This window comes from Streptomyces winkii, assembly GCF_032248595.1.
In the GTDB taxonomy this organism is placed as follows: domain Bacteria; phylum Actinomycetota; class Actinomycetes; order Streptomycetales; family Streptomycetaceae; genus Streptomyces; species Streptomyces winkii.
The window spans coordinates 863,024-883,954 of the sequence record NZ_JASTTH010000002.1; the positions used below are offsets into that span (position 1 = coordinate 863,024).

A 20,931-nucleotide genomic window follows, 5' to 3' on the forward strand; every position below is an offset into this window, starting at 1 on the left:
GTTCCGGCGGGGCCGCGACACGGCCCTACGTACGCCCACAGCAGAGAACCACAGCGGAGGCCGCACACCGGAAGGGGGCCGCCGGAAAAGGGGGGAGGCCGTCATGCGGCGTCCCCCCCTTTTCCAGCGGGCTCAGTGCGCGACGGCGTGCCGCGTCACCTCACCGGCGTGAAGTCCCGCGCCCCGATGAACTCGGGACGGCGGACAGGCGCCGCGAAGGGCTCGACGGCCTTGTTCTCGACGCTGTTGAAGACGATGAACACGTTGCTCCGCGGGTACGGAGTGATGTTGTCACCGCTCCCGTGCATGCAGTTGCAGTCGAACCAGGTCGCCGAACCGGCCTCGCCCTTGAAGAGCTTGATGCCGTGGGCGTCGGCGAACTTGGCCAGGGACTCGTCGGACGGTGTGCCCGCGTCCTGCATCTGAAGTGACTTCTTGTAGTTGTCTTTCGGCGTCTCGCCCGCGCAGCCGAGGAAGGTCTTGTGCGACCCCGGCATGATCATCAAGCCGCCGTTGGTGTCGTAGTTCCGGGTCAGCGCGATGGAGACCGAGACGGTCCGCATGTTCGGAATTCCGTCTTCCGCATGCCAGGTCTCGAAGTCCGAGTGCCAGTAGAAGCCTGTGGCACCGTAGCCCGGCTTGACGTTGATCCTGGACTGGTGGACGTAGACGTCCGAGCCCAGGATCTGTCGCGCCCTGCCCACCACGCGCGGGTCCCGCACCAGTCCGGCGAAGACCTCGCTGATCTTGTGCACCTCGAACACGGTCCGGATCTCGTCCGACTTCGGCTCGACGATCGAGCGCTCGTCGGCACGGATCTCCGGATCCGTGGTGAGCCGTTCCAGTTCCCTGCGGTACATCTCGACCTCATCGGGAGTGATGAGCTGGTCGATCACAAGGAACCCGTCCCGCTCGTAGTCCGCCAGTACCGCGGCCTCGATGGGCCCCGGAGTACCCCCCTCGGACCACACGACGGGGTCCATGCGTGGGGTGGCCACCTCGGTGGCTCCGCGAGTGGGGTACAGGTCGGCGGTGCGCTCGGGTGCGGTGGTCATGGTGTTGCCTTCCTCTCCTCTCGTACGGCCCTGTTCGGTGGGCGAGCGGCCGAAGCCGCGGGGCGGCTGGAACCGCCGGACCGGCATGCACCGGCCGAGCCTTGTGGGCTCAGTCGTCCGGCTCGGTGAGAAGCGGATAGACGCCGTTCTCGTCGTGATCCTCCCGGCCCGTCACGGGCGGATTGAAGACACAGATGCACCGGAAATCGGTAATGGGCCGCATCGTGTGCTTTTCGTGCCCGTCGAGCAGATACATGGTGCCGGGGGTGATCAGATGCTTCTCACCGGTCTCATCGTTGGTGAGTTCGGACTCGCCCTCTACGCAGAGTACGGCTTCGATGTGGTTTGCGTACCACATCGAGGTCTCCGTCCCGGCGTACAGCACGGTCTCGTGCAGGGAGAAGCCGGCACGCTCCTTTGCCAGCACGATCCGCTTGCTTTCCCAGGTGCCGGATGCGGACTTGATGTGACGGTCGGTGTTCTCGATGTCCTTGAAAGAACGAACAATCACGTTCTGGCGTACCTTTCTCTCTTCATTACGGGGGCGGCCCGCCCCGGACGCAACCGGGACGGGCCGTGAGCGGGGTTGGGCTACGCGGTTTCGCGCACAGCCCGGGCCAGCACGCGCAGGCCCTCGTCCAGCTCCTCTGCGGTGATGGTAAGCGCCGGAAGCAGCTTCACGACCTCGCTTTCCGGCCCCGAGGTCTCCACGAGGAGACCCAGTTCGAAGCAGCGCTTGGCGACGGCGCCCGCGCGGCTCTTGTCGTGGAACTCCAGGCCCCAAACGAGCCCGCGCCCGCGGTAGTCGGCGACGTCCTCGCCGTGCTCCTCGGAGATGGCGCGCAGCACGGCCTCGACCTGCTCGCCGCGCGAGAGGGTCTGCTTCTCCATCTGGCTGTCGGTCCAGTACGTCTCGAACGCGGCGGTGGCCGTCACGAAGGCCGGGTTGTTGCCGCGGAAGGTGCCGTTGTGCTCGCCCGGCTCCCAGATGTCCAGTTCGGGCTTGAAGAGCGTGAGGGCGAGCGGCAACCCGTAGCCGCCGATGGACTTGGACAGCGTGATGATGTCCGGCTTGATGCCCGCCTCTTCGAAGGAGAAGAAGGCGCCGGTGCGGCCGCAGCCCATCTGGATGTCGTCGACGATGAGCAGCATGTCGTGCCGCTTGCACAGGTCGGACAGGTCGCGCAGCCACTCGGCGCGCGCGACGTTGATGCCGCCCTCGCCCTGCACGGTCTCCACGATGACGGCGGCGGGCTGGTTGAGGCCGGAGCCCTGGTCCTCCAGCAGCCGCTCGAACCAGACGAAGTCGTCGGTGGTGCCGCCCAGATAGTCGTCGAAGGGCATCGGCGTGCCGTGCACGAGCGGAATGCCCGCGCCGGCGCGCTTGAAGGCGTTGCCGGTCACGGCGAGCGAGCCGAGAGACATGCCGTGGAAGGCGTTGGTGAAGGAGACGATCGCCTCGCGGCCCTTCACCTTGCGGGCCAGCTTCAGCGCCGCCTCCACGGCGTTGGTGCCGGTGGGTCCGGGGAACATCACCTTGTGGTCCATGCCGCGGGGCCGCAGGATCTTCTCCTGGAAGGTCTCCAGGAAGGCCCGCTTGGCGGTGGTGCTCATGTCGAGGCCGTGCACGACCCCGTCACGCTCCAGGTAGTCCAGCAGCGCCCGTTTGAGAACGGGGTTGTTGTGGCCGTAGTTGAGCGTTCCGGCACCGGCGAAGAAGTCGAGGTACGTATGGCCGTCCTCGTCGTACATGTGCGAGCCCTGGGCTCGGTCGAAGATCGTGGGCCAGCCGCGGCAGTAGCTGCGGACTTCCGACTCGACGGTCTCGAAGACGCTGAGGTCGGGCTGGGTGATGGTCACGGCATGCTCCTGGGAGTGAGTAGCGTGCGGAAGAAGTTCGGATGTGTGTGGGGGTCGGCGGATCGGTGGCGGGGCTGCATGGTGTCGCGGGATGGTTCGGCGTCCGTGGGTGCGGACCGGCGCCGGAGCGCGCGCTCGGTCTCAGCGCGCGGCCAGCGGGCCCGATCCGGTCAGGGACGCCACGGGGCCGATCCGGTACAGCACTTCGGGCTCGTGACCGCTCTCGGGGAAGACCCCGGCATCGAAGAGCACCTCCTTCTCCGTCGCCGCGCCGTGCCGCTCCGCGAAGGACGTGAACAGGCGGTTGGAGGGGGTGTTGTCGGGGGTGACGGTGGTCTCGATCCCGTCTATCCCCGGATCCCGGGCCGTGCGGGCAGCCAGTCCGTCCAGCATCGCTGCTGCCAGTCCCCGGCCGCGTGCCTCCTCGTCGACGGCGACCTGCCAGACGACAAGCGTCCGGGGGCGCGCGGGGCGCACGTAGCCGGTGATGAATCCGACCGGTTCACCGCCCGCGTCCCGCGCCACCACGGAGGTGTCGGCGAAGTCGCGGCACCACAGGAGATAGCTGTAGGAGGAGTTGAGATCGAGCGTCCGGGAGTCGCGGGCGATGCGCCAGAGCGCCGCTCCGTCCTCGAGTCGTGGAGCGTCGAGTGTCAGCCCTTCCGGCATTTCCAGGAAATCTCTGTGGGCACGTGCATGGTCTGCTTGTGCGGCGGTCATGGGTATTAAATTTACCCAGCAGAATCTGAAAACGCACGGCGGGCCGGGGTTACGCAGGACGGGGGTGATGTGTTATCGCGCGCAGGCGCGCACGTGTGTCCAGGGGTGACGGTTCGCCCCGGTAAGTCAGCATTTTCCAGGGCCTACCGGACGTCCTGTGGAGTCCGTCACATTGCCGTAACGACGGGGGTGCGGGGCCGAAACGAGCCCCCGATAGGCGGTGAAAAATCTTAGCGTTTAGAAAAGCGGAAAGCGGGCAGAAGAATACGGGAAGCTACGCTCTGAATTGTATCGGAAATGTATTCTCCGGCATTCGCTTCGATGTCGCATCTTTTCTCCCCGGCACGCAATGGGATCACCACTGTGCGTACGCGGCCCCAGCGTAGTGCCCGTGCCGTGCGGGTGCAGGGAAGAGACCGGTACCTCGTAGGGTGCGGGGCATGAGCGACCGCGGCAATCTCCACATCAAGGGGCGCGTGCTGGCCGGGCCCGAGGACATACGGGACGAACTCTGGGTCGTCGACGGGCGGATCACCTACGAGCGCCCGGCCCGTACGGACCAGGAAGCGGGCACCGCCGAGGGCTGGGTGCTTCCCGGCCTCGTCGACGCGCACTGCCACGTCGGCCTCGGCTCGGACGGCCCCGTGGACGAGTCGGCCACCGAGAAGCAGGCGCTGACCGAACGCGACGCCGGCGCACTGCTGTTGCGCGACGCGGGCTCGCCGTCCGACACCCGGTGGATCGACGACCGCGAGGACCTGCCGCGCATCGTCCGCGCCGGACGGCACATCGCCCGTACGAAGCGCTACCTGCGCAACTTCGCGCACGAGATCGAGCCCGGCGATCTCGCCGCGTATGTGCGCCGCGAGGCGAGGCGCGGTGACGGCTGGGTCAAGCTCGTCGGGGACTGGATCGACCGGAACGAGGGCGACCTGGCCCCGAGTTGGCCCCGCTGGGCGGTGGACGAGGCCATCGCCGCGGCGCACGAGGAGGGCGCGCGGGTCACGGCGCACTGCTTCGCGGAGAGTTCGCTGCGCGACCTGGTCGAGGCGGGCATCGACTGCATCGAGCACGCGACGGGCCTCACCGAGGAGACCATTCCGCTCTTCGCCGAGCGCGGCGTCGCCATCGTCCCCACGCTGATCAACACCGCCACGTTCCCGCAGCTCGCGGCGGGCGGCACGAAGTATCCGCGGTGGTCGGAGCACATGGTCCGGCTCTACGAGCGCCGTTACGAGACGGTGCGGGCGGCCTACGACGCGGGAATCCCCGTCTACACCGGTACGGACGCCGGCGGTTCCCTCGCGCACGGACTGGTCTCCGCGGAGGTCGCGGAGCTGGTCACCGCCGGAATCCCGGCCGCCGACGCGCTCTCGGCCGCGACGTGGGGCGCGCACCGCTGGCTCGGCAGGCCGGGTCTGGAGGAGGGCGCCCCGGCGGACCTCGTGGTCTTCGCGGAGGACCCGCTCTCGGACGTACGGGTACTGGGCGATCCGCGGCATGTGGTGCTGCGCGGCCGCGTGATGCGGTAGGAGCGGGCCGGGCCGGGTCCGTGTCGCTCGCCGAGTCGTGTGCAGCCGGGGGGAGTTGGGAGTCGCCGTGAAAGAGATCGTCTCGTGGGACGCGATCGAGCTGTCGCGGGCCATCGCGGACCGCCGGGTCTCGTGCACCGAGGTCATGGAGGCGTACCTGGAGCACATCGACCGGATCAACCCCCACGTCAACGCGATCGTCGGCGCTCAGGACCCCGAACTCTCCCTTAGGCAGGCGCGCGAGCGCGACGAACAGCTCGGCCGCGGCGAACGCCTGGGCTGGATGCACGGCTTCCCGCACGCGGTGAAGGACCTCACCGAGGCCGAGGGCCTGCCCTGGACGGAAGGGTCGCCACTGCACGCGGAACGCGTCGCCGAGCAGGACGCGTTGCTCGTACGGCGCGTCAAGGCCGCCGGCGCGGTGGTCATCGGCAAGACCAACACCCCCGAGTTCGGGCTGGGTTCGCAGACGTACAACCCGGTGTGGGGAACGACGGGGAACGCCTACGACCCCTCCCGCACGGCGGGCGGAAGCAGCGGAGGCGCGGCGTCGGCGCTCGCGCTGAGGATGCTGCCGGTGGCGGACGGCAGCGACTACATGGGGTCGCTGCGCAACCCCGCTGCCTTCAACAACGTGCTGGGCATGCGCCCGAGTTGGGGCCTGGTCCCCTCGCCGGGCTTCTCCGCGCAGCTGAGCACCGCGGGGCCGATGGCGCGTACGACGGAGGATCTGGCGTGGCTGCTGTCGGTCATGGCGGGGCCCGATCCGGGCGCGCCGCTGGCCGGCGCCGGGGGAGGGGCGCGCTTCAGGGAGGGCCTCGGAGGCGGCGAGGGGCGAGAGGGTTCGGGGCACGGCTCCCGGTCCGGCTTCCACGGCGTCCGCATCGCGTGGGTCGGGGACTGGGACGGCTATCTGGCGACCGACCCCGGCGTGCTGGACGTATGCCGCTCGTCCTTCGCGGCGTTCGAGGCCCTGGGGTGCGAAGTGACCGAGGCGCGGCCGGAGTTCCCGCCGGAGGAGATCTGGCGGACGTTCCTCACCTGGCGCGGGCTCGCGAACCTGGAGCGGCACGGCCTGTACGCCGATCCGCACTCGCGCGGGCAACTGAAACCGGAGGCGGTCTGGGAGATCGAGGGCGGGCTCTCGCTCGGCGCCCTCGAGATCGCCGCCGCGGGCGAGTCGCGCGACCGCTGGTACGCAGCGCTGACGGAGTTCTTCGAGCGCTACGACTACGTGCTAGCCCCGTCGGCGCAGGTGTTCCCCTTCGCCAAGGAGACGCACTGGCCGTACCGGGTCGGGGGACGGGAGATGGACACGTACCACCGGTGGATGGAGACCGTCGTGCCCTGGACCCTGGCGGGCGTGCCGGTGATCGCGATGCCCGCGGGGTTCGGTCCCGGCGGGCTCCCCATGGGAGTTCAGCTGATCGGCAGGCACCGCGGGGACTGGGAGCTGCTGCGCCTGGCGCACGCGTACGAGCGGGAGACGGGCTGGGTCGAGCGGGTGCGGCCGGCGCTGCTGGGGTGAGCGCGACCTGAGCGTGCCGGGCAAAGGGTGCGCGGGTGTGCGGGATTCGGGAGTTCGGGGTGCGAGCCGCGCGTCAACTGCCGCCGGGGGCCGTCCCCTTGTTCCCCTTGTTCTCGTTGTTCCTGTTGCTCCCGTTGCTTCTAGCCCTCGGGCTCGCCCTTGCCGCCCTCGTCCGGATTCCACTCCAGCAGGCGGACCTTGGCCACCGTCCGCACATGGCGGCGCATCGCCGCCGCGGCGGCCTTGGGCTCGCCGCGCTCGATCGCGGCGAGGATGCGCGCGTGCTGGTCCAGCGAGCGCGTGGGCCGGCCGGGCTGGCGCAGCGACTCGTTGCGGCTCTCCGCGACGGACTCCGAGATCGAGCCCATGAACTCCGCGAGCAGCGTGCTGTGTCCGGCGGCGGTCACGGCGGCGTGGAACCTGCGGTCGCCGTCGACCCCGTGACCGCCCGTCGCGATGTCCGCCTCCATGGCGCGCAGCGCGGAGCGCATCGCTTCGAGGTCCTCGTCCGTGCGCCGCTCCGCGGCGAGTTCGGCGAGCTTGGTCTCCAGCGCCTCGCGCGCTTCCAGCACGTCGGGCAGGCGCCGCTGGCGTTCGACGAGCCGCTCGACCGGCTCCGCGTCCAGGGTGTCGCGCATCAGGTACGTGCCGCCGCCGTGCCGCGTCTCGACGAGCCCCTGCACCTCCAGTACCACCACGGCCTGCTTGACGGAGGAGCGGCTGACGCCGAGTCGCTGGGCCAGCTCGCGCTCGGGCGGAAGGCGGTCGCCCGCGCTCAGTTCGTGATCGACGGCGTACGCGCGCAACCTGTCCAGCACCTGCTCGTACAGCCGCGGGCGGGACATGGGTCGCAGTGCGTCGTCGGTCATCCGGCCCCCTCGGCCCCCTGGGTGTACAGGCCAGGAGCCTAACACCGCGGATCAATGGCCCGATGACTGGTGGACAAGTGGCCGAACCAATTCTGTCCGAGCCATTGACAGCGGAGAAGAGCCGCGAGGAATGTGGTCCAGCCACTTGGCCATTGCGCCAATTCATCGATCCCGGCGTCCTGTCGTACGGCGCCCAAGGACGGGAGCCCCATGTCTGCCGAACTCATATCGATCCTGGTGCTGGCGGTGATCTTCGTCATCGCCACGACGCGCTCCGTCAACATGGGCGCGCTCGCCTTCGCCGCCGCATTCGGCGTCGGCACGCTGGCCGCCGGTTTCGACGTGGAGAAGGTCTTCGCCGGCTTTCCGGGCGACCTGTTCGTCGTGCTGGTCGGCGTCACGTACTTCTTCGCCGTCGCCCGCGCCAACGGCACGACCGACTGGCTCGTGCACGCCGGGATCCGGGTGGTGCGCGGCCGGATCGTCCTGATCCCGTGGGTGATGTTCGCGGTCACCGGCGTGCTGACGGCGATCGGTGCCGTCAGCCCCGCCGCGGTCGCCATCATCGCGCCGATCGCGATGGGCTTCGCCGCGCGGTACCGCATCCATCCGCTGCTCATGGGCGCGCTCGTGGTGCACGGCGCCCAGGCGGGCGGCTTCTCGCCGATCAGCATCTACGGCTCGACCGTCAACGGCATCGTGGCCAGGGAGGGTCTGCCCGGGAACGCGCTCGCGCTCTTCGCCGCGAGCCTCGTCGTCAACCTCGTCATCGCGGTCGCGGTCTTCGTCGCCTGCGGCGGCATGAGCCTGCGCGGGGCCAGGGCGGAGGAGCCCGGCGGCGAGGGGAGCGGCAACGACGCCGTCGCCGGAGGCGGTTGGGGTCCTTCGGGCGGTTCAGGGGGTGCGGGCGGTTCCGGTGGTACGGCGGGCGGCTCCGCGCCGGCGGCCACCCGCGACGGCGGCACCTCGGTCGCCACGCGGACCCGCGAGGCCACCGAGCGGGACGGCTCCTCCGACGGCGGCACGAGCGTGCCCCCCGGCGGCGAGCGGCTCACATCGGCTCGCATCGCCACACTCGCCGGCATCGTCCTGCTCGTCGTCGCCGTCCTCGGCTTCGAACTCGACGCGGGCCTGACCGCCATCGCCCTGGCCGTCGCGCTCGCCGTGATCTGGCCCGAGGACGGCAAGAAGGCGGTCAACGGCATCGCGTGGCCGACCGTCCTGCTGGTGTGCGGCGTGCTCACCTACGTCAACGTCCTGGACGGGATGGGCACGATCGACTGGGCCGGTGAGGGCGTCGCCGCCATCGGCATTCCACTGCTGGCCGCCCTGCTGTTCTGCTACATCGGCGGAGTCGTCTCGGCCTTCGCCTCGTCCACCGGCATCATCGGCGCGCTCATCCCGCTCGTCGTGCCGTTCCTGGAGAAAGGCGAGATCGGCGTCGTCGGCATGATCGCGGCGCTGTCGGTCTCCGCCACGGTCGTCGACGTCAGCCCGTTCTCGACCAACGGCGCCCTCGTGCTGGCGAGCGCCGAGGAGGCCGGGCGCGACCGGCTCTTCCGCCAGCTGATGATCTACGGCGGGGCGGTGACCGCCGCCGTACCGGCGCTGATCTGGCTGGCCATGGTCGTACCCGGGTTCGGGTGACCCGTACCCGGGCACCGGGAGCGTGGGGGCCGGGAGAACGACTCGACGACAGTGGAGTCAGCGAAGTCAGGGAAGCCGGCGATGACACTGAACTCGGTGAGGACAGCACGTCGTCGCTTCCGCCCGGCCCCCAGCCCCACACCCCGACGGACACGGACACGCACCGCCGTACGTTCGTACGCAAGAGACGCCGACCCCCCACACCCCCGCCGTACGCCAGAGCCGCCGTACGCACACCCGCGAGCACGACTGCGAGGAGCCACCCGTGACCACCCTCTTCCCGGCGCTGAGCGCACCCTCCGCGAAGACGGCCCTGCGATTCGGCGAACAGACCCTCTCCTACGCCGAACTCGCCGACGTGGCCGGGGCGCTGGCCGGGGAACTCACACCCGGCCGCCGGGTCGCCGTCTGGGCGACCCCCACCATGGAGACCAGCGTCGCCGTGGTCGCGGCGCTGCTCGCCGGGGCGCCCGCCGTACCGCTCAACCCGAAGATCGGCGAGAGCGAACTGGCCCACATCGTCGGCGACAGCGAACCCGTCCTCGTGCTCGCCGAGCACGACGCGGAGCTTCCCGCCGCGCTCGCCGCGCTGCCCCGTACCGGCATCGACACCGCGCCGCCGCCCGCACCCGTCGCGCTCCCCGCCGAACCGGACGGGGAAGCGCCGGCGGTCATCGTCTACACCTCCGGCACCACCGGCCCGCCCAAGGGCACCGTCCTGCCCCGCCGCGCCCTCACCGCCACCCTCGACGCGCTCCGGGACGCCTGGCAGTGGACGGAGGACGACGTGCTCGTGCACGGCCTGCCGCTCTTCCACGTGCACGGGCTCATCCTGGGCGTGCTCGGCCCGCTGCGCCGCTCCGGCACGGTCCACCACCTCGGCCGCTTCTCCACCGACGGCGTGCGGCGGGCGCTCGACGACGGCGGCACGATGCTCTTCGGAGTGCCGACGATGTACCACCGCATCGCCGAAGAGGTGGGCGAGAACAGGCAGTTGGCGAAGGCGCTGGGGGACGCGCGGCTGCTCGTGTCGGGTTCGGCGGCCCTGCCCGTGCACGACCACGAGCGCATCGCCGCCGCCACCGGAGCGCGCATCGTCGAGCGGTACGGCATGACCGAGACGCTGATGAACACCAGCGTGCGCGCCGACGGGGAGCGCCGGCCCGGCACCGTGGGCGTCCCCCTGGACGGGGTCGAGCTGCGGATCGTCGACGAGGAGGGGCGGGCCGTCGAGACGTGGGACGGCGAGACGGTCGGCGAGATCCAGGTGCGCGGACGCAATCTGTTCACCGAGTACCTCAACCGGCCGGACGCCACCGCCGAGGCCTTCGACGGCGGCTGGTTCCGTACGGGCGACATGGCGACCCGCGATCCCGACGGCTATGTACGGATCGTCGGCCGCAAGGCCACCGACATCATCAAGAGCGGCGGCTACAAGATCGGTGCGGGCGAGATCGAGAACGCGCTGCTGGAACACCCGGACGTGGCGGAGGCGGCCGTGACCGGTGAGAGCGACGACGACCTCGGGGAACGCATCGTCGCGTGGATCGTGCCCGGAGCCCGGCGCCCTGGCGAGCAGGAGCTGGCCGACCACGTGGCGAAGCAACTCGCGCCGCACAAGCGGCCGCGCGTCGTGCGCTTCCGCGAGTCCCTGCCGCGCAACGACATGGGCAAGCTGATGAAGCGGGCGCTCCATGAGTGACGGCGCCCACGAGTCCCGTGACGGCCGCGACTCCCGCGACGCGAGGGGCCGCCGCGAGTCCCGTGACGGCCGCGAGACCGGTCACTCGGCGCGTGCCGCGATCCGGGCCGTCGCGAGCGGCTTCACGGAGTTCGAGCCGCCCGCGCCGGCGGACCGGTCCGCGTCCGGGGCCGCGTCCGCCGGCGACGGCCGGCCGGACGGTCCGCTCGACTGGCACGGCTACGGCGCCGCACGCGAGCGGGCGCGTGAACGCACCGGTGAGAGCGAGTCCGTGGTGTGCGGCAGGGCACGGATCGGCGCCGTCCACGAGGGCGCCGACGGTGCCGTGGGCGCCGAAGTGGTGCTCGTCTCCTTCGAGTTCGGATATCTCGGGGGCTCGCTCGGCGCGCGTACGGGCGACCGCATCGCCGCCGCCTACGAGCACGCACGCACACACCGGCTGCCGCTGGTGTCGCTGATCGCCACGGGCGGCAGCCGCATGCAGGAAGGCATGGTCGCCCTCAGCCAACTCCAGCGCGTCGCACGCGAGTCGGTGCTCGCCCGGCGGGCCGGGGTGCCGCAGCTCGCCGTGCTCCGCGACCCCGCCACGGGCGGCGGCTGGGCCACGCTCGGAGCGGGCGCGGACGTCGTGCTGGCCCTGCCCGGCGCGCAGGTCGCCTTCGCCGGGTCCCGCGTACGGCCCGAGGGCGCGGACCCGGCCCCGTACACGGCCGAAGGCCAGCACGCCGCCGGGCACATCGACCAGATCGTGGAGCCGGAGGAGCTCGGCGCGGCGCTGGAGCGCTGGCTCGTCCTGCTGACGTCCCGTTCGGACGGCGCGGCGCCACCGCCGGACGCGCTGCCGTCCGGCGGGCCCACGCCCGGCAAACCTCCTGCCGGGCAGGGCGCCCCGTCCCCCCAGGCCCTGTCCGCCGGACGCCCTCTCCCGGACTCGGTTCCGGCGAGCGGGCAGGAGGCGGTGGCGCGCGCCCGTGCCGCTCGACGACCGCGCGCCACCGCCTACTTGGACGCGTACTTCGACTGGCGCGAGGAGGTACGCGGCGACCGCTGCGGAGGCGTCGACGAGGGCATGCTCTGCGGCTTCGGACGGCGCGACGGCCGTACGGTCGCCTACGCCGCGCAGACCGGCACCGCCACGCGGCCCTCCGGCTTCCGCACCGCGGCCCGCCTCGTGCGTACCGCCGACCGGCTCGGCATCCCCGTGCTCACCCTCATCGACACCCCCGGGGCCGCCAACGACGCCGAGGCTGAGAGCGCCGGTGCCGGTCCGGCGATCGCCGAGGTCTTCGCCGCAGTCGCGGAGGCCGAGGTGCCCGTGACGTCGCTCCTGATCGGCGAGGGGGGCTCGGGCGGAGCGCTGGCGCTCGCCGCACCCGGCAGGCTGTGGGTCACGCCGGACAGCTACTTCTCCGTGATCGCGCCCGAACTCGCCGCCGCGATCCTCAAGCGCCCCGAGGGGGAGGTCGCGGCCATCGCGGACGAACTGATGCTGCGCCCGCAGGACGTGGTGCGGCTGGGCGTCGCCAGGGCGGTGGTGGAGGTGCGGCGGGGCGGCGCTCGGGGCAGCAACGCGGCGTGAGGCGGGGTGAGTTCAGGGGCCGAGGGGGTGCGGGCCGGACGGGAGCTCGCCGGAGAGGAGCTGGCCGACCGCGTTCGCCAGTCGGTCCGTGCACTCCACGTCGCGCACGGCGATCCGCAGCCACTGCGGCCCGAGCCCCGGGAACGTGTCGCCGCGCCGCACCGCGAACCCCAGCGACCGCAGGCCCTCGCGGAGGGCGGTGGCCCGTGGGTGCCGGACCAGGACGAACGGCGCCCGCGGAGTACCCGCGACGGACAGGCCCGACGGTGCGAACTCCCGGAGCCGCGCGAGGAGATGGGCGCGGTCGCGCGCGATGTGCCGCGCGGCCTCGTCGGCCTCGGCGAGCGCGCGCGGTTCGCAGCAGGCCTCGGCCGCCGCGAGAGCGGGAGTGGAGACCGGCCACAGCGGCTGGTGCCCGGCGAGCCGGGCGACCGTGCCGGGATCGGAGAGGGCGTAGCCGATGCGCAGACCGGCCAGGCCCCAGGTCTTGGTGAGGCTGCGCAGCACGACGACGCGGCCCGGCAGCGCCGGGCGCGCCGTGTCTGCGGCCAACAGCGGTGCGAGGGACTCTCGTTCGCCTGGCACGGCGTCGATGAACGCCTCGTCGACGACGAGGGTCCGCCCCTCGCGCGCGAGCGCGGCGAGCGTCTCCGCGGGGTGCAGCACTGACGTGGGATTCGTGGGGTTGCCGACGACGACGAGGTCCGCGCTCGCCGGTACGGACGCGGCGTCGAGCCGGAAGCCGTCGCCCGCGTCGAGCAGCACCCGGGCCACGTCGTGCCCGGCGTCCCGGAGAGCCGCCTCCGGTTCGGTGAACTGCGGGTGGATCACGGCCGGTTGACGTGTGGCCAGGGCGCGGGCCAGCAGCACGAAGGCCTCCGCCGCACCGGCCGTCAGCAGCACCTGCTCCTCGGCGAGGCCGTGCCGGGCGGCCACGGCGCGGCGTGCGGCGCGCCCGTCGGGGTACGCGGCGAGCCCGTCGAGCGAGGCGGCGATGCGGGCCTTGAGCCAGGGCGGCGGTGTGCCCGTACGGACGTTGACCGCGAGGTCGGTCAACTCGCCTCCGGCGTCGCGCACTTCGGCGTCGCCGTGATGACGCAGGGCGTCGCCGTCGCTGACGGGACCACCGCCGGGGGCGTCGCCGTGGCGGTCGTCGCGCGCCGGGCCGGTCTCAGTGCGAGTGCGCATCGCCGTCGTGGTGCTGGTGCTGGTGCTGGTGCGAGTGCCCATGCCCGTGGCCGTGGCCGTGGCCGTGGCCGTGCGCGTGGCCGTCGTCGTCGTCGTCCGGATGGAAGTGCGGCTGCTGCGGCTGCCCGACCTTGTCCTCGAAGCCGGGCAGGGTGACCCGGTAGACGCACGAGTCGCAGTTCATGCGCACGTCGCCCTCGACGGCCTCCCGGTAGCGCTCCGCGACCAGGTTCGCCAGCTCGTCGGTGCCGCCGATGACATCGGCGTTCACGACCTCGACCTCCGGGTTGGCCACCGACCAGCCCTCCGCCTGCATGCGCACGCGCTCCGGCAGTACGCCCGTGAAGAGGAAGTACGGCAGTACCACGACCTTCCTCGCGCCCAGCATGCGGCACCTGTCGAGGCCCGAGGCGACGTCCGGGGCGGCGAGCGAGACGAACGCGGTCTCGACGCCCGCGTATCCGCGTCCCTCCCACAACAGCCGGGCCGCCTTGTGCACTTCCGCGTTGGCATCGGGATCGGTGGAGCCGCGTCCGACGAGCAGCACGGTCGTCCCGGCGCGGTCGCCGGGGGAGCGGTGAGGGGTTCCGCCGGTCGCGGCGCCCCCGTGCAGGGCCTCCTCGACGCGCCGCTCCAGTACGGACAGCAGCGCCGGATGCGGGCCCAGCGGGCGCCCGTAGGTGTACGAGATGCCGGGGTGGCGCTCCTTCTCGCGGGCGAGGGCCGCGGGGATGTCGCCCTTCGCGTGCCCGGCGGAGACCAGCATCAGCGGTACGGCGGCGAACCTCGTCACGCCGCTCTCGACGAGCTCGGCGACGGAGTCGGCGAGCGGCGGCGGCGACAGCTCGATGAAGCCCCCGGCCACGGGCGTCTCGGGGTTGCGTTTCGCGAGGTCGTCGACGAACGAACGGAAGGCCGCGGCGCCTTCGTCGTCACGCGTGCCGTGACCGACGAGCAGGAGGGCGGGAGGGGTCGTCACTGGTTCTCCTTGCGGTGCTGGTTGTCCGGGACCGGTGGGCTTTCCGGGCCGTGGCTGTGGCCGGGGCCGTTGGCCCCGTGGCAGTCGGAGCCGCCGTCTTCGTCGTCGTCGACGCCGCCCGCTCGACTCCCGGCGTAGAGCAGGGCGTTGAGGGCCGCGGCGGCGACGGCCGAGCCGCCCTTCTCCGACACGTTGCTCACGGCCGGGAGACCACTTGCGCGCAGGGCCTCCTTGCTCTCGGCGGCGCCGACGAAACCGACCGGCATGCCGATGACGAGAGCGGGAGAGACACCGAGGCGGATGAGCTCGAAGAGCGCCGTCGGCGCACAGCCGACCACCCACACCGCGCCCGGGCCCACCTGTTCGTAGGCGAGGCGCACGGCGTGCGCCGAACGCGTCAGTCCCGGTGAGGACGTCGCGTCCGGCAGCCGGCACACGGTCTCTCGCCGTGTGATCCCCGAGGCGACCATCTCCACGTCCGTCACCACGGGCGCGGGCACGGGACGGTGCAACGCGGCGTGTGCGGCCCGCAGTTGCTGCTCGTCGGTGACGAGGTCGGAGGCGTAGCCGAGGTCGGCACTGGAGTGGACGACGCGCTCCACCACCGCCCGGGTCAGGGGAGGCAGCGCCGAGGTGTCGAGGCGGGACCGCAGGATGCGGTACGACTGCTGCTCGATGGGATGGACGGTACGGCTGGTCGGCCTGGTCAACGGAGGCCTCCGGGGGTGGAGTCGCAGGAGTCGGACGAACCGGAGGAGCCGGAGCGGCCGCGCGAGGGGCCCGATCCGGCGACCGTACCGGCCGTGAAGGCGGTGGCGTCCGTGACTTCGTCTATCGCGTCGACGGGGCATATCTCGACACACTCGCCGCACCCGTCGCACAGCTCCGCCAGCACCAGCAACGCGCCGCCCACCGGCCGTATGGCGCGCCCGGGGCAGGTCAGCAGACATGCGCCGCAGCCGGCGCAGCGGCCGGTGACCCGAACGGGCGCGCGTGCCGGGGTGCCGGCGGCACCGGGCACGAGGTTTGCGGAAGTGGCCCAGGCCCCGGCGGTGTTGGGGCCGCCGCCCGCCGTGTTGGCGGGGGTGCCCGCCGTACGGCGCTGGGCGCCCGCACCAGCGCCTGGGGTGCCGGTGGCATCGGGCACGATGCTTGCCGAACTGGGCCCGGCTCCTGCGGTGTTGGGCTCGCTGCCCGCCTTGCGGGGCGTGGGGTGTTCGGGGTCGGCTGGGGAGTCCGCCGTCTCCGGCGTGCTGGTTGCGGCGCCTGGCGCGGCTGCGGAGGTGTCTGCTCTACCGGCTGTGGCGCTGGCTGAACTGGGCCCGGCTCCTGCGGTGTTGGGGTCGCTGGCCGCCGCGTCGGCGGGGGTGTCCGTCGTACGGTGCTGGGCGCCCGCACCAGCGCCTGGGGTGCCGGTGGCACCGGGCACGAAGCTTGCCGAACTGGGCCCGCCTCCGGCGGTGTTGGGCTCGCTGGCCGCGCTGCGGGGCGTGGGGTGTTCGGGGTCGGCTGGGGAATCCGCCGTCTCCGGTGTGCTGGTTGCGGCGCCTGGCGCTGCTGCGGGGGTGCCCCCCGCGCCGGTCGTAGTGGGCGCGGGGCTTGTTGAACTGGGCCCGGCTCCGGCGGTGTTGGGGCCGGTGCCCGCCCCGCCGGGCGTGCGGTCTGCGGGACCGGCCTGGTGCGCCGCCGTGCCGGTACCGGCGCCCGCCGCGCCGGCGGCGCGCCGTCCGGTCGCGGCGCCGGCCGCATCCGCGGCGAACCGCCCGCGCGGCGCTGCGCCCCGCAGGGCGTCGCGCGTCACGTCTGCCACCTGTAGCCGCGCGGTGTCACCATCCGGCCCGCGACCGTCCGCGTCGCCGTGTTGCCCACCGTCACGACCGTCATCATGTCGACGACCGAGGGGTCGAGCCCGTCCAGCGTCGTGAGCGTGACCTGTTCGTCGGTGCGGCTCGCGGACCGCACCACGCCGACCGGGGTGCCAAGGGAGCGGTGCTCCGTGAGGATGGCGAGCGCCTTCGGCAACTGCCAGTCGCGGTCCCGCGAGCGCGGGTTGTAGAAGGTCACCACGGTGTCCGACTCCGCGGCGGCCCGTACGCGCCGCTCGATCACCTCCCACGGCGTATGCAGGTCCGAGAGGCTGATCGAGACGTGGTCGTGGCCCAGCGGCGCCCCCAGGAGCGCCGCCGCTGCGAGCGCCGCGGTGACGCCCGGGACTCCGACCACGTCGATGTCGCCGCCCGCCTCCGCGAGGGCGGGCGAGGCCATCGCGTACACGCCGGCGTCGCCGCTGCCGATGAGCGCGACAGAGCGTCCCGCGCGCGCCTCGGCCACCGCCGTGCGCGCCCGTTCCTCCTCGCTGCCGAGTCCGGACTCCAGCACGCGGGTGCCGGGACGCAGCAGATCGCGGATCTGCTCGACGTACTGGTCGAGCCCCACCAGGACCGAAGCGCGGCGCAGTTCGTCGCGGGCGCGGGGGGTCAGGAGGTCGCGGGCGCCCGGTCCCAGTCCCACGAGGGCCAGCCTGCCGCGCGGGCGGCGGCGCGCAATCGCCGCGGTCGCCATGGCGGGAGTGCCGTCGAGCGGCACCGACTTGGCCTTGGGCACGACGAGCCGGCCCCCGTCGCCCGCAGCGGTGAGTGCCGCGGCCTCCGAGACCGAGGGCGTGCCGACGGCCGCCTGCGGCGCGTGGGACGGGTTCGGCACCTCGACGCCGGCGAGGACTTCGGCGGCGTAGGTGCGCAGCGGCAGGTCCAGCCGGTCCGCCGCCGCGAGCAGCCCCGGTTCGCCCGCCTTCGCGTCCACGGTCGCCAACTCCGTGACGGAGCGCAGGGAGAGCCCCGCCTCATCGAGGCTCTGCTCGATGAGGCCGATCACCTCATCGGCGCTGACGCCCTTGCTCGCGCCGATGCCGACGGCCAGTGACGGCGGGCGCAGCACTGCCTCGTACGGGCCGAGCGGCAGGACCTCGTCCGTCACCCACAGGGTGGGCTGTGGCTCGCCCGAGTCGCCCGAGTCGCCCGAGTCGCCCGAGTCGGCCGGCTCGCGCGACTCGCTCAACTCGTCGGCCCCGTCCGCCTCGTCGTCGTTCTCCGCGGGCCGCGTGCCCGGTTCCCTGGCGCCGCGCGGCGGTGACACGTGATCGGGAAACGCGGGCAGCGGCCACTGCGTGGTGGCGCGGAGGGTGACGGGCGCGCCGTCCAGGATCGCCCGCGTGACCCGCGGAACGGCTCCCTCGACGGGCCAGCCGAGCGAGTCCAGGCCCGGCACGCCGGTCGCGTCCGTGGCCGTGGTGATGACCGGGGCGCAGCCGGGCAGGGCGTCGGCCACGGCCCTCGCCAGCTCGTTGGCGCCGCCCTCGTGGCCGCCCAGCAGCGCGACCGCGTGCCGCTGCGCCTCGTCCACGCAGACGACGCCCGGGTCGGTGCGCTTGCCGTCCAGCAGCGGCGCGAGGAGGCGGACGGTCGCGCCCGTGGCGAGGAAGCAGACCAGCGTGTCGCACTCGCCGAACGCCCGCTCCATGGCTTCGCGCACCGGCGTGCCCTCGTAGACGCGCGTACGGTCCGGCCACGCCGCGGCCAGCCGGTCGCGGGCGGACGCTCCTGCCGAGGTGGCGGAGATGAGGCCGATCACGGTGCTGCTCCTTCTGAGGCGTCGGGATTCTCGGGGTGTGAGTCGTCGGGGTTCTCGGGTCGTGAAGTGCCCGGATTCCCAAGGGGGTTGGGGGCGTCCACGCTGTGGGAGGCCCTTGCCGCCGACGGCACGGTGCCCCACAGGACGAAGACCGGGTTGGTGGCGGCGAGTCGCGTGACCTCACCCGGCAGCGGCGAGAGCCGCGAGGAGTTGAGGAGTACGCCCTCCGGGGAGAGCCCCGCCCCGGACAGTGCCGCCCGCACCTCGGGAACGCGGTCGAGCGCGGCGAGCGTGACGACGACGCAGCGGCGTGCGCGCGCGGCGCAGGCCGCGACGATCTCCGGCAGCCGCGGGCCGCCACCGCCGACGAAGACGGCGTCGGGGTCCGGGAGCCCGTCGAGCGCGTCGGGCGCCGCACCGTGCACGGCCTGCACATCGACGCCGTGCGAGGCGGCGTTGGCCCGGATGCGCTCGACGCCGTCGGCCGCCCGCTCCACGGCCACCGCCGCCGCGCCGAGCCGCGCGCACTCGACGGCCACGGAGCCGCTGCCCGCGCCGACGTCCCACACGAGGTCGCCGGGGCCGGGGCCCATGCGGGCGAGTGCGAGCGCCCTCACCTCGTACTTGGTGACCATCGAGTCGCGGTGGGCGAACTCCCCTTCCGGCAGGGCCCATTCGGAAGGACGAGGGTGCCCGCCCGCCAGCGCTCGCTGCGCGGGCGGCACCGCCCGTGCGGCGTCGAGGCAGAGCACGACGCCGAGCGGGTCGGGCCAGGTCCGCCCCGCGGCCTCGGCGGGGGAGAGGCGCTCGACGCGTTCGCCGGGGCCGCCGAGGGCGGTGGCCACGAACAGCGTGCGGGCGATGCCCGTGCCCGCGAGGGCCGCGCCCAGCTCGGCGGGCCCGCAGCCGGGTCCGGTCAGCACGGCCGTCTTCGGGTGTGCCCGGCAGACGTTGACGGCGGTGCGGGGGTCGCGGCCGTGTGCGCTGACCACGGCCGCGTCGTCCCACGACAGGCCCGCGCGTGCGAAGGCGAGCGCGACCGAGGGAACCGAGGGCCACACCCGCAGTTCAGAGGGCCCGAAGCGGCCGGCGAGGGCCCGTACGATCCCGAAGAAGCCGGGGTCGCCGGAGGCGAGCACCACCACGCGGGGCACACGCGCAGGCGTCCCGAACTCCGCGGCGTCGGCGGCGAGATGGGCCTCCACCGCGTCCAGAGCAGGAGCGAGCGGGCCCAGAACGATGCGCTCGGCGCCGTCCGGCAGCCGCGCCTCCTCCAGGTGCCGCCGCGCGCCCACGACGAGGGTGGCCCGCTCCAACTCGTCCGCGCGGGCCCGCTCGTCGCCCGCGACCGGGCCCGTTCCCGCGCCTATGACCGTGATCACGACAACAGCCCCCCGGTGGCGCCCGGTTCGGGAGCGGAGGCGATGAGCGTGCGCCCGGTGAAGTCCACCATCGCCGCCTCCGCCGTCACCGCGTGATCGGTGAAGCGGGCCATCACCTGCGCGACGCGGCGGCACAGCTCGGTGCCCGCGCTCTCCAACAGGCCGGCTGATTCCCAGAGTTCGTAGGCATGGCGCGCCGTGTTCGCGTGCGCGACCTGCTCGACGACGGACTCGGCACCGCCCGCGGCACGCGTGATGTCGGCCAGGGCGCCGGGATCGACCTTCGAGCGGGTGTAGTGCGTCATCAGCACACCCGAGGCCAGCTTGGTCAACTTCCCCGCCATGCCGACGAACACCACGTGCGGCACCGAGCCCTCCACCGCGCGCCGCAGCGCCGCGCCCGTGAAGTCGCCGACCTCCACGAAGCTCACCGGCGGCAGCTGCGGCAGCAGCTCCATCGCGCCCTTCTCCGTACGTCCCCCGGTGCACAGCACCACGGCGGGCACCTGCTGCGCGGCGGCCACCGAGACGGCCTGTTCGACGCTCGCGCGCCACGACGCGGTGGAGAAGGGCCGCACGATGCCCGTCGTGCCGAGGATCGAAATGCCGCCCAGAATGCCGAGCTTGGCGTTGGTCGTCTTACGGGCACGCACCTCGCCGTCCGGCACGCTGATCGTCACGTCCACGCCGCGGGTCTCGACGTCGATGACCTCCCCGACGGCCTGGCCGATCATGCGCCGGGGCACGGGATTGATCGCCGGGCCGCCGACTTCCAGGCCCAGCCCGGGTCTTGTGACCACGCCGACGCCGACGCCGCCGTGCAGCGCGAGCCCCGTTCCGCCCTCGCGCCAACTCACGGTGGCGGTGAGATGCGAACCGTGCGTGACGTCCGGATCGTCGCCCGCGTCCTTGACCACGACCGCCTCCGTGCGGCCCCGCCTCAGCTCCGCGGACCGCTCGACCGCGAACGTCACCCGCCGCCCCGACGGCAGTGCGACCTCCACCCACGGCTGCGCCTGTCCCGTCACGAGGTACAGCGCGGCGGCGCGCGCGGCGGCCGAGGCGCAGGTGCCGGTGGTCCAGCCGGTGCGCAGCGCCCTGGGCCGAGCCTTCGCCGTACGGGGCAACTCCGGCTCCCGCAGCTCGGGTTCACCGCGACCGGGCACGCCGGGCACGGCGGGGACCCGGCCGCCGTCCGCCGTGCGTGGCGGGCGGGACTCCGGAGCCTCGTCGTCGGCCGGGCCGTGACCGGTGGTCATC

Annotated in this window: 17 protein-coding genes; 5 read left to right on the forward strand and 12 right to left on the reverse strand. The window is 72.8% G+C overall.

Features of this window, described 5'->3' with window-relative positions:
• Nucleotides 1-155 precede the first annotated feature (155 nt).
• The 4 genes from thpD to ectA form a co-directional block, all read right to left on the reverse strand.
• Nucleotides 156-1,055, reverse strand: coding sequence for an ectoine hydroxylase (gene thpD, locus QQM67_RS08060; RefSeq protein WP_314172901.1), 900 nt, complete (start codon nt 1,053-1,055; stop codon nt 156-158).
• 109 nt (nt 1,056-1,164) lie between these two features.
• Nucleotides 1,165-1,566 carry an ectoine synthase gene (locus QQM67_RS08065; protein WP_314172902.1) on the reverse strand — a complete coding sequence of 134 codons (402 nt, stop codon included), beginning with the start codon at nt 1,564-1,566 and terminating at the stop codon, nt 1,165-1,167.
• Between the two features lie 80 nt (nt 1,567-1,646).
• Entirely contained in the window at nt 1,647-2,915 is a 1,269-nt protein-coding gene (gene ectB, locus QQM67_RS08070) for a diaminobutyrate--2-oxoglutarate transaminase (protein ID WP_314172903.1), read from the reverse strand.
• Between the two features lie 141 nt (nt 2,916-3,056).
• Nucleotides 3,057-3,584 carry a diaminobutyrate acetyltransferase gene (gene ectA / locus QQM67_RS08075; protein ID WP_314172904.1) on the reverse strand — a complete coding sequence of 176 codons (528 nt, stop codon included), beginning with the start codon at nt 3,582-3,584 and terminating at the stop codon, nt 3,057-3,059.
• 491 nt (nt 3,585-4,075) lie between these two features.
• Here ectA and QQM67_RS08080 point away from each other — a divergent pair, with 491 nt between their 5' ends.
• The gene (locus tag QQM67_RS08080) at nt 4,076-5,167 is read left to right on the forward strand and encodes an amidohydrolase family protein (protein WP_314172905.1); all 1,092 of its coding nucleotides are present in this window, start codon (nt 4,076-4,078) and stop codon (nt 5,165-5,167) included.
• A 67-nt stretch (nt 5,168-5,234) separates the two neighbouring features.
• Entirely contained in the window at nt 5,235-6,695 is a 1,461-nt protein-coding gene (locus tag QQM67_RS08085) for an amidase (protein ID WP_314172906.1), read from the forward strand.
• Nucleotides 6,696-6,835: 140 nt separating this feature from the next.
• Here QQM67_RS08085 and QQM67_RS08090 read toward each other — a convergent pair whose 3' ends face one another.
• A complete protein-coding gene (locus QQM67_RS08090; RefSeq protein WP_314172907.1) occupies nt 6,836-7,564 on the reverse strand; it encodes a FadR/GntR family transcriptional regulator in 729 nt (242 codons plus the stop codon).
• Between the two features lie 210 nt (nt 7,565-7,774).
• On the opposite strand from QQM67_RS08090, the gene QQM67_RS08095 reads away from it, so the two are divergent.
• From QQM67_RS08095 to QQM67_RS08105, 3 genes are all read left to right on the forward strand, one after another.
• On the forward strand, nt 7,775-9,211 hold the full coding sequence (locus tag QQM67_RS08095; RefSeq protein ID WP_314172908.1) for an SLC13 family permease: 1,437 nt from the start codon (nt 7,775-7,777) through the stop codon (nt 9,209-9,211).
• Between the two features lie 265 nt (nt 9,212-9,476).
• Nucleotides 9,477-10,913 (forward strand): acyl-CoA synthetase, encoded by a 1,437-nt coding sequence (locus tag QQM67_RS08100; RefSeq protein ID WP_314172909.1) that lies wholly within the window; start codon nt 9,477-9,479, stop codon nt 10,911-10,913.
• Nucleotides 10,906-12,492, forward strand: coding sequence for a carboxyl transferase domain-containing protein (locus tag QQM67_RS08105; protein ID WP_314172910.1), 1,587 nt, complete (start codon nt 10,906-10,908; stop codon nt 12,490-12,492). The genes QQM67_RS08100 and QQM67_RS08105 overlap by 8 nt, the downstream gene beginning before the upstream one ends.
• A gap of 12 nt (nt 12,493-12,504) precedes the next feature.
• Here the strand turns inward: QQM67_RS08105 and cobC are convergent, their stop codons facing one another.
• Genes cobC through QQM67_RS08140 form a run of 7 tightly spaced genes read right to left on the reverse strand, consistent with a single transcriptional unit; the run spans nt 12,505 to nt 20,930 of the window.
• Entirely contained in the window at nt 12,505-13,680 is a 1,176-nt protein-coding gene (cobC, locus tag QQM67_RS08110; RefSeq protein ID WP_314172911.1) for an Rv2231c family pyridoxal phosphate-dependent protein CobC, read from the reverse strand.
• Complete coding sequence (locus tag QQM67_RS08115) at nt 13,664-14,659, reverse strand: sirohydrochlorin chelatase (protein WP_314172912.1); 996 nt, start codon at nt 14,657-14,659, stop codon at nt 13,664-13,666. Before QQM67_RS08115 ends, cobC begins: the two co-directional genes overlap by 17 nt.
• Nucleotides 14,656-15,369, reverse strand: a complete 714-nt coding sequence (locus QQM67_RS08120) for a precorrin-8X methylmutase (protein ID WP_314172913.1) — start codon at nt 15,367-15,369, stop codon at nt 14,656-14,658. Before QQM67_RS08120 ends, QQM67_RS08115 begins: the two co-directional genes overlap by 4 nt.
• Nucleotides 15,366-16,460, reverse strand: a complete 1,095-nt coding sequence (locus QQM67_RS08125) for a 4Fe-4S binding protein (RefSeq protein ID WP_314172914.1) — start codon at nt 16,458-16,460, stop codon at nt 15,366-15,368. The genes QQM67_RS08120 and QQM67_RS08125 overlap by 4 nt, the downstream gene beginning before the upstream one ends.
• Entirely contained in the window at nt 16,457-18,289 is a 1,833-nt protein-coding gene (cobJ, locus tag QQM67_RS08130) for a precorrin-3B C(17)-methyltransferase (protein WP_314172915.1), read from the reverse strand. Before cobJ ends, QQM67_RS08125 begins: the two co-directional genes overlap by 4 nt.
• Entirely contained in the window at nt 18,286-19,671 is a 1,386-nt protein-coding gene (gene cbiE, locus QQM67_RS08135; protein WP_314172916.1) for a precorrin-6y C5,15-methyltransferase (decarboxylating) subunit CbiE, read from the reverse strand. The genes cobJ and cbiE overlap by 4 nt, the downstream gene beginning before the upstream one ends.
• The gene (locus QQM67_RS08140) at nt 19,668-20,930 is read right to left on the reverse strand and encodes a cobalt-precorrin-5B (C(1))-methyltransferase (protein WP_314172917.1); all 1,263 of its coding nucleotides are present in this window, start codon (nt 20,928-20,930) and stop codon (nt 19,668-19,670) included. The genes cbiE and QQM67_RS08140 overlap by 4 nt, the downstream gene beginning before the upstream one ends.
• Nucleotide 20,931: the final 1 nt, after the last annotated feature.